The 14320-nt window shown below is 62.1% G+C and carries 11 protein-coding genes and 1 riboswitch; of the genes, 6 read left to right on the top strand and 5 right to left on the bottom strand.

Annotation, left to right across the window (positions count from 1 at the left end):
• Positions 1-71 precede the first annotated feature (71 nt).
• From msbA to HU773_RS03100, 3 genes are all read left to right on the top strand, one after another.
• Positions 72-1892 (top strand): lipid A export permease/ATP-binding protein MsbA, encoded by a 1821-nt coding sequence (msbA, locus tag HU773_RS03090; protein WP_120731370.1) that lies wholly within the window; start codon positions 72-74, stop codon positions 1890-1892.
• A 105-nt stretch (positions 1893-1997) separates the two neighbouring features.
• The gene (gene hldE / locus HU773_RS03095; protein WP_057958126.1) at positions 1998-3434 is read left to right on the top strand and encodes a bifunctional D-glycero-beta-D-manno-heptose-7-phosphate kinase/D-glycero-beta-D-manno-heptose 1-phosphate adenylyltransferase HldE; all 1437 of its coding nucleotides are present in this window, start codon (positions 1998-2000) and stop codon (positions 3432-3434) included.
• 10 nt (positions 3435-3444) lie between these two features.
• The gene (locus HU773_RS03100; RefSeq protein ID WP_057958127.1) at positions 3445-4374 is read left to right on the top strand and encodes an NAD-dependent epimerase/dehydratase family protein; all 930 of its coding nucleotides are present in this window, start codon (positions 3445-3447) and stop codon (positions 4372-4374) included.
• Positions 4375-4401: 27 nt separating this feature from the next.
• On the opposite strand, the gene HU773_RS03105 is transcribed toward HU773_RS03100, so the two are convergent.
• The 4 genes from HU773_RS03105 to HU773_RS03120 all read right to left on the bottom strand — a co-directional run bounded on the left by HU773_RS03105 (position 4402) and on the right by HU773_RS03120 (position 7814).
• Positions 4402-5367: a hypothetical protein gene (locus tag HU773_RS03105; protein WP_057437325.1), complete on the bottom strand. Its 966-nt coding sequence runs from the start codon at positions 5365-5367 to the stop codon at positions 4402-4404.
• Positions 5368-5408: 41 nt separating this feature from the next.
• Entirely contained in the window at positions 5409-6221 is an 813-nt protein-coding gene (locus HU773_RS03110; protein WP_057958128.1) for an aldo/keto reductase, read from the bottom strand.
• Positions 6218-7393 (bottom strand): NAD(P)/FAD-dependent oxidoreductase, encoded by a 1176-nt coding sequence (locus tag HU773_RS03115; RefSeq protein ID WP_057958129.1) that lies wholly within the window; start codon positions 7391-7393, stop codon positions 6218-6220. The genes HU773_RS03110 and HU773_RS03115 overlap by 4 nt, the downstream gene beginning before the upstream one ends.
• A gap of 85 nt (positions 7394-7478) precedes the next feature.
• Positions 7479-7814, bottom strand: coding sequence for a DMT family transporter (locus HU773_RS03120; protein WP_057437331.1), 336 nt, complete (start codon positions 7812-7814; stop codon positions 7479-7481).
• A gap of 103 nt (positions 7815-7917) precedes the next feature.
• Between HU773_RS03120 and HU773_RS03125 the strand changes: the two genes are divergently transcribed.
• Positions 7918-8808 carry a LysR family transcriptional regulator gene (locus HU773_RS03125; RefSeq protein ID WP_057958130.1) on the top strand — a complete coding sequence of 297 codons (891 nt, stop codon included), beginning with the start codon at positions 7918-7920 and terminating at the stop codon, positions 8806-8808.
• Between the two features lie 23 nt (positions 8809-8831).
• The gene (gene waaA, locus HU773_RS03130) at positions 8832-10109 is read left to right on the top strand and encodes a lipid IV(A) 3-deoxy-D-manno-octulosonic acid transferase (protein ID WP_120731372.1); all 1278 of its coding nucleotides are present in this window, start codon (positions 8832-8834) and stop codon (positions 10107-10109) included.
• Between the two features lie 332 nt (positions 10110-10441).
• Here the strand turns inward: waaA and HU773_RS03135 are convergent, their stop codons facing one another.
• Positions 10442-11881 (bottom strand): TolC family outer membrane protein, encoded by a 1440-nt coding sequence (locus HU773_RS03135; protein WP_120731374.1) that lies wholly within the window; start codon positions 11879-11881, stop codon positions 10442-10444.
• Between the two features lie 196 nt (positions 11882-12077).
• Positions 12078-12183: riboswitch (TPP riboswitch) on the top strand.
• A gap of 150 nt (positions 12184-12333) precedes the next feature.
• On the opposite strand from HU773_RS03135, the gene thiC reads away from it, so the two are divergent.
• The gene (thiC, locus tag HU773_RS03140; RefSeq protein WP_057437335.1) at positions 12334-14223 is read left to right on the top strand and encodes a phosphomethylpyrimidine synthase ThiC; all 1890 of its coding nucleotides are present in this window, start codon (positions 12334-12336) and stop codon (positions 14221-14223) included.
• Positions 14224-14320: the final 97 nt, after the last annotated feature.

Here is a 14320-nt window from a genome sequence, read left to right on the forward strand (position 1 = left end):
CCCTGCTCATGTTTTTTGGGCTGAAGAGGCCTGTGATATGATCCGCGCCTTACTGATTTGCGCGGATTCCCATGAGCAGTCCTGAACCGAAAACCCAGTCGACGCTGGCGATTTACTTTCGCCTCCTGACTTACGTACGGCCTTATGTGGGTCTGTTCATCCTGAGTATCGTCGGGTTCCTGATCTTCGCATCGACCCAGCCGATGCTCGCTTATATCCTCAAGTATTTTGTCGATGGCTTGGCGAACCCCGAGGCCAGTCTGTTCCCCGGCAACCCCTATCTGGGCAAGTTGCAGTTGCTGGAAACCGTGCCGCTGATGATCGTGCTGATCGCGGCCTGGCAGGGCGTAGGTTCGTTCCTCGGCAACTTCTTCCTGGCCCGGGTTTCCCTGGGGTTGGTCCACGACCTGCGTGTAGTGCTGTTCAACAAGCTGTTGGAGTTGCCCAACCGCTTCTTTGACAAGAACAACTCCGGCCATCTGATCTCGCGCATTACCTTTAACGTGACCATGGTCACCGGTGCTGCCACCGATGCGATCAAGGTGGTTATCCGTGAAGGCATGACCGTGATTTTCCTGTTCTGCACCCTGGTGTGGATGAACTGGAAACTGACCCTGGTGATGCTGGCGATCCTGCCGGTGATCGGCATGATGGTGAACAGCACCAGTCGTAAATTCCGCAAGCAAAGCAAGAAAATCCAGGTGTCCATGGGCGACGTGACCCATGTGGCATCCGAGACGATCCACGGCTACCGCGTGGTCCGCAGCTTTGGCGGTGAGCAGTATGAAAAGGTGCGCTTCAAGCAGGCGAGCCTGAGCAACACCGAGAAGCAGCTGGCGATGACCAAGACCGGCGCGGTGTACACGCCGATGCTGCAGTTGGTGACCTACAGTGCGATGGCCGTGGTCATGTTCCTGGTCCTGTATTTGCGTGGCGATGCCTCGCCGGGTGATCTGGTGGCCTACATCACCATGGCTGGCCTGTTGCCCAAGCCGATTCGCCAGCTTTCCGAAGTCAGCTCGACCATCCAGAAGGGTGTGGCGGGCGCCGAAAGTATTTTCGAGCAGTTGGATGAGCCGGTAGAAGTTGACCAGGGCGTGATTGAACATGAGCGTCTGGCGGGGCGCATTGAAGTGCGCAACCTCAGCTTCCAATACCCGGATAGCGACAAGAAGGTGCTCAACGACATCAGCTTTATCGTCGAGCCTGGGCAAATGGTCGCACTGGTAGGGCGTTCGGGCAGCGGCAAATCCACCCTGGCCGGCTTGATCCCACGCTTCTATCAGCACGAACAGGGGCAGATTCTGCTCGATGGCGTACGCGTGCAGGATTTCACCCTGCGTAACCTGCGCCGGCAAATCGCCCTGGTGACCCAGCAGGTCACCTTGTTCAACGACACCGTGACCAACAACATCGCCTATGGCGACCTGGCCGGCGCGCCCACCGACGCGGTGCATCATGCCGCTCGCGAAGCCTATGCCGATGAGTTCATCGTGAAGATGCCCCAGGGCTATGAAACCCTGGTGGGCGAGAACGGCGTGTTGCTGTCCGGTGGCCAGCGCCAACGCATCGCGATTGCCCGGGCCCTGCTCAAGGATGCGCCGCTGTTGATTCTCGACGAGGCCACCTCGGCCCTGGATACCGAGTCCGAGCGCCATATCCAGGCTGCCCTGGACCATGTGGTGAAGAACCGCACGACCCTGGTGATTGCCCACCGCCTGAGCACCATCGAGAAAGCCGACCTGATCCTGGTGATGGATGACGGCCAGATTGTCGAGCGCGGCACCCACGTCGAGTTGCTGGCGAAGAATGGCTACTACGCGCGGTTGCACGCCAAGGAGTTCGAAGAAGGTGACCCGGTGGCGCCCTCCCACGTGACAGATGCCTATTGAGGCGCCATTGCAGCCAGGCTGGCATTGACCGCCAGGATTGAATCGGTCGATGCTTTTCCCTGTGCTAATATCGCGCCCCTGTTCATTTTGTATGTGGGTTGCTCCATGAAGTTGTCCATGCCGCGATTCGATCAAGCCCCTGTCTTGGTGGTCGGCGATGTCATGCTCGACCGTTACTGGCATGGCGGTACCTCACGGATTTCCCCTGAGGCACCGGTACCGGTAGTCAAGGTCGAGCAAATCGAAGACCGTCCAGGGGGCGCTGCCAACGTTGCCCTTAACATCGCCGCGCTCGGCGCCCCGGCCTCCCTGGTCGGCGTGACCGGCGACGACGAAGCCGCCGACAGCCTGACCAACAGCCTGCGCGGCGCTGGCGTGCGTGCGCTGTTCCAGCGCATTGCCCACCAGCCGACCATCGTCAAGTTGCGGGTCATGAGCCGTCACCAGCAATTGCTGCGTATCGACTTTGAAGAACCCTTTGCCACCGACGCCCTGGCCCTCAGTGACCAGGTCGACGCGTTGCTCGAAGGCATCAAGGTGCTGGTGCTGTCGGACTACGGCAAAGGCGCACTGAAAAACCACCAGGTGCTGATCCAGGCCGCCAAGGCCCGGGGTATCCCGGTGCTGGCCGACCCCAAGGGCAAGGACTTCTCGGTCTACCGGGGCGCCAGCCTGATCACGCCGAATCTCAGCGAATTTGAAACCATCGTCGGCGGCTGCGTCGATGAGCACGATTTGGTGAGCAAAGGCGCAAGCCTGATGGCCGATCTCGACCTCGGCGCGTTGCTGGTGACCCGTGGCGAACACGGCATGACCCTGTTGCGCCCCGGTCACCCGGCCATGCACCTGCCTGCGCGAGCGCGGGAAGTGTTCGACGTCACCGGCGCCGGCGACACCGTTATTTCCACCCTGGCGGCGGCGATCGCCGCCGGCGAGGAGTTGCCCCACGCGGTGGCCCTGGCCAACCTGGCGGCGAGCATCGTGGTCGGCAAGCTGGGTACGGCGTCCATCAGCGCCCCGGAACTGCGTCGCGCGATCCAGCGTGAGGAAGGTTCGGAGCGTGGCGTGTTGAGCCTTGAGCAGTTGCTGCTGGCGATTGACGATGCCCGCGCCCATAACGAAAGCATTGTCTTCACCAATGGTTGTTTCGACATCCTGCATGCCGGCCATGTGACTTACCTGGAGCAGGCTCGTGCCCAGGGTGATCGCCTGATCGTGGCGATCAACGACGATGCTTCGGTCAGCCGCCTCAAAGGCCCTGGCCGGCCGATCAACAGCGTGGATCGGCGCATGGCGGTGCTGGCTGGGTTAGGCGCGGTGGACTGGGTGATCAGCTTCTCCGAGGGCACCCCGGAAAACCTGCTGGCCCAGGTCAAGCCAGATGTATTGGTCAAGGGCGGGGATTACTCGGTCGACCAGGTGGTCGGCGCCGATATCGTCAATGCCTATGGCGGCAAGGTCAAAGTCCTGGGGTTGGTGGAGAACAGCTCGACCACCGCGATTGTCGATAAAATTCGTCAAACCAACGATGCCGCCCAATAGGTTTACCGCTATGTCTGATGCTCTCGTACTGATTACCGGCGGCGCTGGTTTCATCGGCTCCAATCTGGTCGATGCACTGCTAGCCAAGGGCTATGCGGTGCGCGTGCTGGATAACCTGTCCACCGGCAAGCGCAGTAACCTGCCATTGGATAACCCGCGCCTGCAACTGCTCGAAGGCGATGTGGCCGATGCCGCACTGGTCGCCCGCGCAGCGGTGGGGGCGACGGCGGTGGTGCATCTGGCGGCGGTTGCTTCGGTGCAGGCGTCGGTGGATGACCCGGTCAGTACGCACCAGAGCAACTTCGTGGGCAGCCTGAATGTCTGCGAGGCCATGCGCCAGGCTGGGGTCAAGCGCGTGGTGTTTGCCTCCAGTGCGGCGGTGTATGGCAATAACGGCGAGGGCGACTCGATCGACGAGCAAACCGCCAAGGCGCCGTTGACGCCATATGCCTCGGACAAGCTGGCCAGCGAGCACTACTTTGACTTCTATCGCCGCCAGCATGGCCTGGAGCCGGTGATTTTCCGCTTTTTCAATATTTTTGGCCCGCGCCAGGATCCGTCATCGCCGTATTCCGGGGTGATCAGCATCTTCAGCGAGCGCGCGCAAAAAGGCCTGCCGATTGCCGTATTCGGCGACGGTGAGCAAACCCGTGACTTCATGTACGTAGGGGATCTGGTAGCGGTACTGGTGCAAGCCGTGGAAATGGCGGATGCCCCCCTGGGCGCGATCAATGTCGGCTGGAACCACACCACCACCCTCAAGCAGTTGCTGCAGGCGCTGTCGGAAATCATCGGCTCGTTGCCGGCTGTCAGCTACACAGCGCCGCGCTCGGGGGATATCCGGCACTCCAGAGCCAACAACCAGCGCTTGGCGGCAAGCTTCACATTGCCTGAGCCGACGCCGCTGAAGGTTGGTCTGGAGCGACTACTCAACCAGTAGGTACCGCTCGCCACAGGCGGGGCTGCTTCAGCGACCCGCCTTCTTCGGCACCATCTTGCGCAAGATCTGCCTGGCCCGCCCGGTCAATTGCTTCAACTTCGATTCCTTCTCCGGCGCGCTCAGGCCCTGTTGCCTGAGCCAGTCCTTCCAGCGGATCCGCTCATCACGCACCAACCAGCCCTCCTGCTGGGCAAAACTCTCCGCCAGGTACAACCCACGGGTGCTCGCCGGGATCAGTTGATCCTTCTTCAGGGTATACAGCTCGGCGCACGGCTGGCCGTCCTTCAGGGGCATCAGGTACAAATCCGGGCGCTGGCGGTCCAGGCGGGCCACCAGTTGGTCGCCCTCCAGGCGTTCGTCCACATGGAACAGGCTCAGGGACTTGGCTTCCTTGGGCACTTCCAGGCGCAGGTCATAGATCAATTGCAGTGAGGCCGTGGGCAGGTGCACATAGGCCCGCGGGCGTTCGATCAACTGCATGCTGGCGCAGCGCACCGGGCGGGCAGCGCCGGACAGCGGCGACAGGCGAAACGGCAAGGCCTCGCGGTAGTGCAGGGCGCTGGAGTAGGGCGCCGGCAGCCAAGTGTCATTGAAACGTCCGCCGAGCCAGCCCTCCGGGGTTTCCAGCAGGCATTCCTCGGCGATTTCCTGAATAGCGGTGTGCAGCGGCAGGTTCAGTTCATGGGCTGGCACGTAGCCGGAAATCAGCTTGAGCACCACATCGCCACGGTCCTGCCGGCGCTGGCGCACCAACACCCAGTAATCGCGGTTTTGCCAGTGCAGCGTCAGGCGCACCGACACCCCGAGGTTGGCCAGTTCCAGGGCAAAGCGTTCGGCGTCTGCTACGTCCACTGGCTTGCGCCGCTGCAGGGTCTGGGCAAAGTTGAGCGGCATGCCCACGCTCTGGTAGCTCAGGCCTTCGGGGGTGGCTTCGACGTACAGCGGCAGTGTTTTGAAATTACTGGGGTTTTTTCTTATGAGCGTTCGCGGCATGTCGGCTCCTTCTTGCGTCGGGGTCGGCCGCGTCGGCGGCATCAGGATTGGCGAATGATCTTGGCAGCGGTTGCCACATTATGGGCAAGGTGCAGCGGGTTGATGGTCCCGACAATAGCACTGGCCACGCCCGTTTGCGCAAACAACAAGGTGAAACTGGCGTGAATTGGATCCACTCCCGGTTCAAGGCAGGCATGGCCACTGGCCAGGGCCTTTTTCACCAGGATGCCTTTGCCATGGGCGGCAGCGTAATCAATCACGGCTTTTTCGTTTTGCTCGCTCAGATTGTAGGTGACCATGGCGCAATCGCCTTGTTCCAGAGCCTTCACCCCGCCTTCGACGGTTTTGCCGGAGAAGCCGAAACCGCGAATCTTGCCCTCGCGCTTAAGCTCCGCCAGAGTCTGGTACACCTCGCAGTTGTTGAGGATATGCAAGTCATTACCGTCGGAATGCACCAGCACCAGGTCGATAAAATCCGTTTCCAGGCGTTTCAAGCTGCGCTCCACGGACAACCGGGTGTGGGCGGCACTGAAATCGTGATGGGACACACCGTCGGCAAACTCTTCGCCGACCTTGCTGACGATCACCCAGTCCTGGCGCTGGCCTCGCAGCAACGGCCCCAGGCGCTCTTCGCTATGGCCGTAGGCGGGGGCGGTGTCGATCAGGTTGATCCCCAGCTCGCGGGCCTGGCGCAGCAACATGCGCGCTTCTTCATCATTGGGGATCTGGAAACCATTGGGGTACTTCACCCCCTGGTCGCGCCCCAGCTTCACGGTGCCCAGGCCCAGTGGCGACACCAGCAGGCCGGTGCTGCCCAGGGGGCGATGGAGGTCATGCAGGGTCGGTAGGCTCATGGCAACAATTGCTCCCAGGCAGGTTGGGCGATGGCCGGGCGCGGCAGTTCGGGCAGCGGTGTGCTTGGCGTTGGCTGGATGCCGTCACGTTGTAGGGCGCTGAGCACCCGGTCGGCGAAGTCCGGCGCCAGGGCCAGCTTGGTCGGCCAACCCACCAGCAAGCGGCCCTGTTCGGCGAGGAACGCGTTGTCCGGCCGGGTCAGGCCCGTTTGCAGGGGTTCGGCGCGGTCTACTCGCAGGGTCGCCCATTGGGTCTGGCTCATGTCGATCCATGGCAGCAGGTGCGCCAGTTCCTTTTGCGCCGTGGCGATCTGCTCGGCGGGCGTGCGGTGCACGCCTTCGGTCTCGGCAATATCACCGCCCATGTACCACACCCAACGGCCATCGGCGGCCGGGTGCGTGGTGATGGTGATCCGAGGCTTGGTGCCGCCACCCAGGCAGTGCGCGTACAGAGGTTTGAGGCCGGGGCCCTTGGCGATGATCATATGCAGCGGGCGTTTTTGCATGGCCGGCTGGCTCAGGCCCAGGGCCGTCAGCAGCTCGGCGGTGCCGCCGCCGGCACTCAGCACGATGCGCTGGGCGCGGATCGCCCGGCCGTCGACTTTCAGGCCGACGAGGATGTCATCTTCCAGCAGCGGTTCGATCTGTTGCCCGGCGAGCAGGCCGTCGCCGGCCAGTTGTGCCAGGCGCTCGATCAGGCTCGGCACGTCCACCACCAGTTCGGCCAGGCGATAGACCTTGCCCTTGAAGCGGCGGTCTTGCAGGGCCGGCGGCAAATCGTCACCCTTGACCTGATCGACGCGGCCACGCACCGCCTTGCTGGCGAAGAAGCTGGTGAGGTTGCCGGCCAGGGTGCCCGGCGACCACAGGTAATGAGCCTGGGACAACAGGCGCACGCCCGTCAGGTCCAGCTCGCCACTGCCCGCCAGCGCTTCCCGCCAGCGTCGCGGCATATCGGCAATGGCTTCGGAGGCGCCGGTCAGGGCGCCATGCAGGGCGTACTTCGCACCGCCGTGAATGATCCCCTGGGACTTCACGCTCTGCCCGCCACCCAAGGTCGCGTTCTCCACCACAATCGTGGAGAACCCCTGGCTGCGCAGGCGCGCATTGAGCCAGAGGCCGGCAACCCCGGCGCCGACAATCAGGACGTCGGTGGAAATAACGGATGGCATGGGGCGACCTCAGTGTTCGGAACAAGAGGCCAAGTATACAGACTCGACAGCGGGATCTTTGCCCAGGATCAACAACTGTAGAAGGTCAGTGGCCCGCGGTTTTCGAAAACAACTGAATCACCACCACCCCCAGCACAATCATGCCCATCCCCAGCATCGCCGGCAGATCGAGTTTTTGCCCGTAGATAAACAGCGCCGCGATGCTGACCATGACGATCCCCAGCCCCGCCCACACTGCGTAGGCCACGCCCACGGGCACGGTGCGCACCACCAGGGTCAGCATCCAGAATGCGACGCCATAGCCGACGATCACCAGCAGCAGGGGGATTGGCGTGCTCCAGCCCTTGATCGCTTTCATGGAAACGGTGGCGATCACTTCCGAGCAGATGGCAATGGCCAGGTAGTAGTAGGCGGCGTTCATGGGGTGTTCCTCGGAATTGGGGCGTGTAATAAGGCCGGCATTCTAGAGAATCCGCAGATGGGGTAAAGTCATTACCTATCCGAATTCAAGATGGGTTGAGCCGATGAGCGTGCAGTGGAATCTGGAGCAGATGCGCCTGTTTGTCAGCGTCGCCGAGCAGCGTTCGTTCTCGGCGGTGGCACGGGACCAGCGCAAGGCGCAATCGGCGGTGAGCAATGGCATTGCTCTGCTCGAGGCCGACCTGGGCGTGAGCCTGTTTGATCGCAGCAGCGGTCGTCAGCCACGCCTGACCGAGGCCGGCACGGTATTGCTGGAGGAAGCCCGGGAAGTGCTGCGCCAGTGTGAGCGCCTCAACGGCCGCGCCCTGTCCCTGATGCGCGGCGAAGAAGCGCGGCTGCGTCTGGCCCAGGACGAAGCCATGCTGTATCAGCCGGTACTCGACAGTCTTGAGGCGCTGGCCGGGAAATTTCCCAGCCTGGAGGTGCAGTTGTCCAGCACGGCCCAGGGCGATGTCGCTCGCAAGTTGGTGGAGCGCAAGGCCGACCTGGGGTTGCTGTTCTACCACGATCAGATCCCTGAGGCCCTTGAACGGCGGGTGGTCGGCAGTGTGGAAATGGTCACGGTGTGTGGCGTCGGGCACCCGCTGGCCAGGGGTGGGTTTGTCGATTGCCAGCGTCTGGCGCAGTTTCGCCAATTGCTGATGTCGACCCAGACCAGCGTTTACCCCGGCAGCGAGGCGGCCAGCCCCCAGGTATGGCGCGCCGACAGTTTCTACGTGCTGGCCGAATGGTTGGTGCGCGGCCTGGGCTGGGCCTGGTTGCCCCGGCATGTGGTGCAGTACCCGACGTATCAGGGGCAGATGGTCGAGTTGGACAGCGAGTGGACGCCGCCGGCCCTGGTGGTGGAATTGGTGTGGCGGCGCGATGAGCCCCTGGGCCCGGCGGCGCGCTTTCTGGCCGAACGTTTTACCGCGTGTTTGCAGGCGATCGGCTGAAAAAGCCGATAAACTCCGCCGCCATGAATAGAACTCTCTATAGCTGTCTGTTTTACCTGGCGCTGCCGTTGGTGGCCTTACGTCTATGGCTGCGGGCCCGCAAGGCGCCGGCCTACGCCAAGCGCGTCAGCGAGCGCTTTTCCTACGGCTTGCCGGTACTCAAGCCCGGCGGGATCTGGGTGCACGCGGTGTCGGTGGGCGAGAGCATCGCCGCCGCGCCGATGATCCGCGGTTTGCTGGAGCGGCATCCACAGTTGCCGATCACCGTTACCTGCATGACGCCCACCGGTTCGGAGCGGATCCAGGCGCTGTTCGCCGATGAACCGCGCATCCAGCATTGCTACCTGCCTTACGATTTACCGTGTGCCGCCAAGCGTTTTCTGGACCGGGTGCAGCCCAGGCTTGCGGTCATCATGGAAACCGAATTGTGGCCCAACCATATTCATCAATGTGCCAAGCGCGGGATCCCCGTGGCCTTGGCCAATGCGCGGCTGTCGGCACGTTCGGCCAAGGGTTACGGGCGTTTCGCCAAGCTGACTGCGCCAATGCTGGCAGAAATGAGCCTGTTTGCCGTGCAGACCGCCACCGAGGCCGAGCGCTTCCGCAGCCTGGGCGCGCGCCCGGAAACAGTCGAAGTCACCGGCTCGATCAAGTTTGACCTGACCATCAACCCCGAACTGCTGGCGCGCGCCGCTGCGTTGCGCGAGCAATGGCAGGCCAGCGAGCGCCCGGTATGGATCGCCGCCAGTACCCACGAGGGCGAAGATGAAGTGGTGCTGGCTGCCCATCGACAACTACTGGCCAGTTACCCCAACGCGCTGCTGATCCTGGTGCCCCGTCACCCGGAGCGGTTCAACGCAGTGCTGGAGCTTTGCCAACAGCAGGGTTTTGCTACGGTGCAGCGCTCCAGCGGCGCGCCGGTCGGTGCCGACACCTCGGTATTGCTCGGCGACACCATGGGCGAGCTGCTGTTTCTCTACGCCTTGGCCGATAGCGCCTTTGTCGGCGGCAGCCTGGTGCCCAATGGCGGGCACAACCTGCTGGAGCCGGCGGCGCTGGCCAAACCGGTGATCAGTGGCCCGCACCTGTTCAACTTCCTCGAAATCGCCGCGATGATGCGCGAGGCCGGAGCGTTGCAGGAAGTGGATGAGGCCGAGGGGTTGGCCGAGGTGGTGCGGCAGCTGTTCGAGCTACCGCAGGATGCGCGCAAGCGGGCGCTGGCGGGGCTTAAGGTGATGCAGGCTAATCAGGGCGCGTTGAAGCGTTTGCTCGATGGCTTGGACAGACTAATCAAACCCTGACCCCCGCTCGGTCAAAAATGTGGGAGCTGGCTTGCTTGCGATAGCCATAGGTATCTACATAACTCTTTTATCTAGTGCTTATTGGGGTTGTGTACATTTCCGTTGCTGCGGTTACGGCGGCTATTGGTTCCGCCCTTACGGCGGCTCACTTTGGAAAGCCCCAAAGTGAGCCGCCGTAAGGGCGGAACCCTAAGTGGCCATGACCGCAGCAACGGATATGTACACAAACCTAAGAATCACTAAAGAGACGTGTAGATAAACCGAGGTGCCTGTATCGCGGGCAAGCCCGGCTCCCACACCAGCCAACTCTCACACGGCTGTTGTGGTGTGGCTCAATTGTTGGGGCGGGCCTTCAGTTGTTCGGACGCGGCCTTGGCCAGATCCGGCGGCAGGAAATCCTTGTCCGGGTTGTAGTCAGCCTTCAGGTACCGCGCCAGATCCTGCAGATCCCCTGGGTTCAACGTCCCTGCCGCCTGCTTCAAGCGCAGGTTGTCGAGGATGTAGTCATAACGGCTGTTGTTGTAGTTGCGCACCGAGGTGTACAGCTGGCGCTGGGCGTCGAGCACGTCGACGATATTGCGTGTGCCCACCTGGTAACCGATTTCCGTGGCTTCCACTGCGCTCTGGTTGGAGATGATCGACTGGCGGCGTGCCTGTACCTGTTCCACATCGGTGTTCACCGCGCGGTGCAGGTTGCGGGTGTTTTCCACCACCTGGCGGCGCAGGCCTTCGCGTTGCTGTTCGGTCTGGCCCAGGCGCGAATAGGATTCACGTACCTGGGAGCTGGTGAGGCCGCCGCTGTACAGCGGGATATTCAGGCGCAGGCCGATGGTGCGTTGCTCGACATCACCACGATAGGGCTGGCCGAACGCGTTGGGGTTGCTGAAACCGAGGGCGTCGTTGTCGCCTTTTTCGTATTGCGCCACCGCGTCCAGGGTCGGCGCGTGGCCGGCCTTGCGTTGCTTGAGGGTTTCTTCGGCAGCGGTGACCGCATAGTTGCTGGCCAGCAGGTTCAGGTTCTGCCGTCCGGCGGTGTCGACCCAGGCCTTGGCGTCATTCGGCGCTGGCGGCAAAACGGGCAGGGTGTGGACAATGCCCTGGATCGCGTTGTACTGGCGGTTGGTCAGAGTGATCAGCGCTTCAAACGCGTCATCCACCTGGCGCTGGGCGAGGATCCGGTTGGCCCGCGCGGTGTCGTAGCTGGCCTGGGATTGCAGCACGTCGGTCTTGTCCGACAGGCCCACGTCGAAACGCTCGTTGGACTGGTCCAGCTGGCGCTTGAAAGCGGCTTCTTCGGCCTTGGTCGAGGCCAGGTTGTCCTGGGCGCGCAGCACCGCAAAGTAGTTTTCCGCGCTTTGCAGGATCAGTTCCTGCTCGGTGGCCGACAGCTGCAGTGCGGCCTGTTCATTGACCGCTTCGGCCGCCTGCAACTGGAACCAGCGGTCGGCACGGAACAGTGGCTGGCTCAGGGTCGCACGCCAGGTGTGGGCATCGCGATTGGCGGTGGCTGACGGGGTGTCGATCTGGGTGCGTACGTTGTTCACGTCGGCGCCGGCCGAAAGGTTGGGCAGCAAGCCGGCACGGGCCTGGGGCACCACTTCTTTTTGCGCGCCATATTGGGCGCGGGCGGCGGCCAGGTCGGCGTTGTTGTCCACCGCTTCCTGGTAGACGCTGACCAGATCGGTTTTGGTCGACAAGGGCGCTTCTGCTGCCCAGACCATTCCATTGGTCGCACAAGACACGGCAAGAGCCAGTGAAAGTTTGCGCAGCATGAGGCGATCCCTAGATAAATATTACGACAATAATTTAGCGTTCAAGGCTACGACGAGCAATCCATAGCGTCAAGCCGCTGAGGCAGGAGCCGAGTGTAGTGGCCGTACCCCGGCACAACAATCCTGTAATTGCGCCATTCATCACGCTGAATGCACCGCTATTGGCAATTTGCCTGCTCCATGGTCTAGACTGGCCTCGTTCTTGTCGGGGTGCCTTGCTATGAGGCTGAGATCGGTAAATACCGGATCCCGTTGAACCTGATCAGGTTAGCGCCTGCGTAGGGAACAAGATTTCTCGTCACCCGGCGAGTCCTCTTGTGCTTCGTCCGGGATGTTGTTCGACAATCGAACAGCCCTCGTGCGCCAAGCACAGCACTGGTTCCAGTGCGTCCGTCCGCCACAGGTTCACTCCGACAAAAATCCACTGCCTGGATGTGTCTGGAGAGCCCGTGATGAGTACAAAACTAAAAAACACCGTGCATTTGAGTGAGTCGGCCAAGGTCGATTCCGGATCCGTGCAGCCGTTTACCCGCTCGCAAAAAGTCTATGTGCAGGGCACTCGCCCGGATATCCGCGTGCCGATGCGTGAAGTCAGCCTGGACGTGACCCCCACCGACTTCGGCGGCGAAATCAATGCGCCAGTGGTGGTCTACGACACCTCCGGGCCGTATACCGACCCGAATATCATCATCGACGTGCGCAAAGGCCTGGGCGATGTGCGCTCGCCGTGGATCGAATCCCGTGGCGACACCGAGCGCCTGGCGGGCCTCAGTTCGCACTTCGGCCAGCAGCGCCTGAGCGACGCCGAGCTGACCGCCCTGCGTTTTGCCCACGTGAAAAACCCGCGCCGCGCCAAGGCCGGGGCCAACGTGACCCAGATGCATTACGCGCGCAAAGGCATCATCACCGCCGAGATGGAATACGTCGCCATCCGCGAAAACATGAAGCTCGAAGAGGCTCGCGCCACTGGCCTGCTCGACCAGCAACACGCCGGGCACAGCTTCGGGGCCAGCGTGCCGAAAATCATCACCCCGGAGTTTGTGCGCGAAGAAATCGCCCGTGGCCGCGCCATCATTCCGGCCAACATCAACCACACCGAACTGGAGCCGATGATCATCGGCCGTAACTTCCTGGTGAAGGTCAACGGCAATATCGGCAACAGCGCCCTGGGTTCGTCCATCGAAGAAGAAGTGGCGAAACTCACCTGGGGTATTCGCTGGGGCTCGGACACGGTGATGGACCTGTCCACCGGCAAGCACATCCACGAAACCCGCGAGTGGATCATCCGCAACTCGCCGGTGCCGATCGGTACCGTGCCGATCTACCAGGCCCTGGAAAAAGTCGGCGGCGCCGCCGAAGACCTGACCTGGGAGCTGTTCCGCGACACCTTGATCGAACAGGCCGAGCAGGGCGTCGACTACTTCACCATCCACGCCGGCGTGTTGCTGCGCTATGTACCGCTGACCGCCAAGCGCGTCACCGGCATTGTGTCCCGGGGCGGCTCGATCATGGCCAAGTGGTGCCTGGCGCACCATAAAGAGAACTTCACCTACACGCATTTCGACGAAATCTGCGAAATCATGAAGGCCTACGATGTCAGTTTCTCCCTCGGCGATGGCCTGCGCCCAGGCTCGATTGCCGACGCCAACGATGCGGCGCAGTTCGGTGAGCTGGAAACCCTCGGCGAGTTGACGAAGATCGCCTGGAAACACGATGTGCAAACCATGATCGAAGGCCCTGGCCATGTGCCGATGCAGTTGATCAAGGAGAACATGGACAAGCAGCTGGAGTGCTGTGACGAAGCGCCGTTCTACACCTTGGGCCCGCTGACCACCGATATTGCACCGGGCTACGACCACATCACCTCGGGCATCGGCGCGGCGATGATCGGCTGGTTCGGTTGCGCCATGCTCTGCTACGTCACGCCCAAGGAACACCTGGGCCTGCCGAACAAGGATGACGTGAAGACCGGGATCATCACCTACAAGATTGCGGCCCACGCGGCCGACTTGGCAAAAGGTCATCCGGGCGCGCAGATCCGCGACAACGCCTTGAGCAAGGCGCGGTTCGAGTTCCGCTGGGAAGATCAGTTCAACCTCGGCCTGGACCCGGACACCGCACGTTCCTATCACGATGAAACCCTGCCCAAGGACTCGGCCAAGGTCGCGCATTTCTGCTCGATGTGCGGGCCGAAATTCTGCTCGATGAAAATCACCCAGGAAGTGCGCGAGTACGCGGCCAACCAGCGCATCGAGGCGGTGGACGTGGATGTGGCCAAGGGCTTGGCCGAGCAGGCGGAGCGGTTCAAGCAGGAAGGCAGTCAGCTCTACAAAAAGGTCTGACCCCAATGATCGTTCCCACGCTCCGCGTGGGAATGCATCCCGTGACGCTGCGCGTCACAAAGCGGACGCGGAGCGTCCAAAGCGGCATTCCCACGCA

Origin of the sequence: Pseudomonas shahriarae, from assembly GCF_014268455.2 — a bacterium.
Lineage (GTDB): Bacteria > Pseudomonadota > Gammaproteobacteria > Pseudomonadales > Pseudomonadaceae > Aquipseudomonas > Aquipseudomonas shahriarae.

Coding starts and splice junctions, on each gene's coding strand:
- msbA (WP_120731370.1), top strand. CDS start 72: ATGAGCAGTCCTGAACCGAAAACCCAGTCGACGCTGGCGATTTACTTT.
- hldE (WP_057958126.1), top strand. CDS start 1,998: ATGAAGTTGTCCATGCCGCGATTCGATCAAGCCCCTGTCTTGGTGGTC.
- HU773_RS03100 (WP_057958127.1), top strand. CDS start 3,445: ATGTCTGATGCTCTCGTACTGATTACCGGCGGCGCTGGTTTCATCGGC.
- HU773_RS03105 (WP_057437325.1), bottom strand. CDS start 5,367: ATGCCGCGAACGCTCATAAGAAAAAACCCCAGTAATTTCAAAACACTG.
- HU773_RS03110 (WP_057958128.1), bottom strand. CDS start 6,221: ATGAGCCTACCGACCCTGCATGACCTCCATCGCCCCCTGGGCAGCACC.
- HU773_RS03115 (WP_057958129.1), bottom strand. CDS start 7,393: ATGCCATCCGTTATTTCCACCGACGTCCTGATTGTCGGCGCCGGGGTT.
- HU773_RS03120 (WP_057437331.1), bottom strand. CDS start 7,814: ATGAACGCCGCCTACTACTACCTGGCCATTGCCATCTGCTCGGAAGTG.
- HU773_RS03125 (WP_057958130.1), top strand. CDS start 7,918: ATGAGCGTGCAGTGGAATCTGGAGCAGATGCGCCTGTTTGTCAGCGTC.
- waaA (WP_120731372.1), top strand. CDS start 8,832: ATGAATAGAACTCTCTATAGCTGTCTGTTTTACCTGGCGCTGCCGTTG.
- HU773_RS03135 (WP_120731374.1), bottom strand. CDS start 11,881: ATGCTGCGCAAACTTTCACTGGCTCTTGCCGTGTCTTGTGCGACCAAT.
- thiC (WP_057437335.1), top strand. CDS start 12,334: ATGAGTACAAAACTAAAAAACACCGTGCATTTGAGTGAGTCGGCCAAG.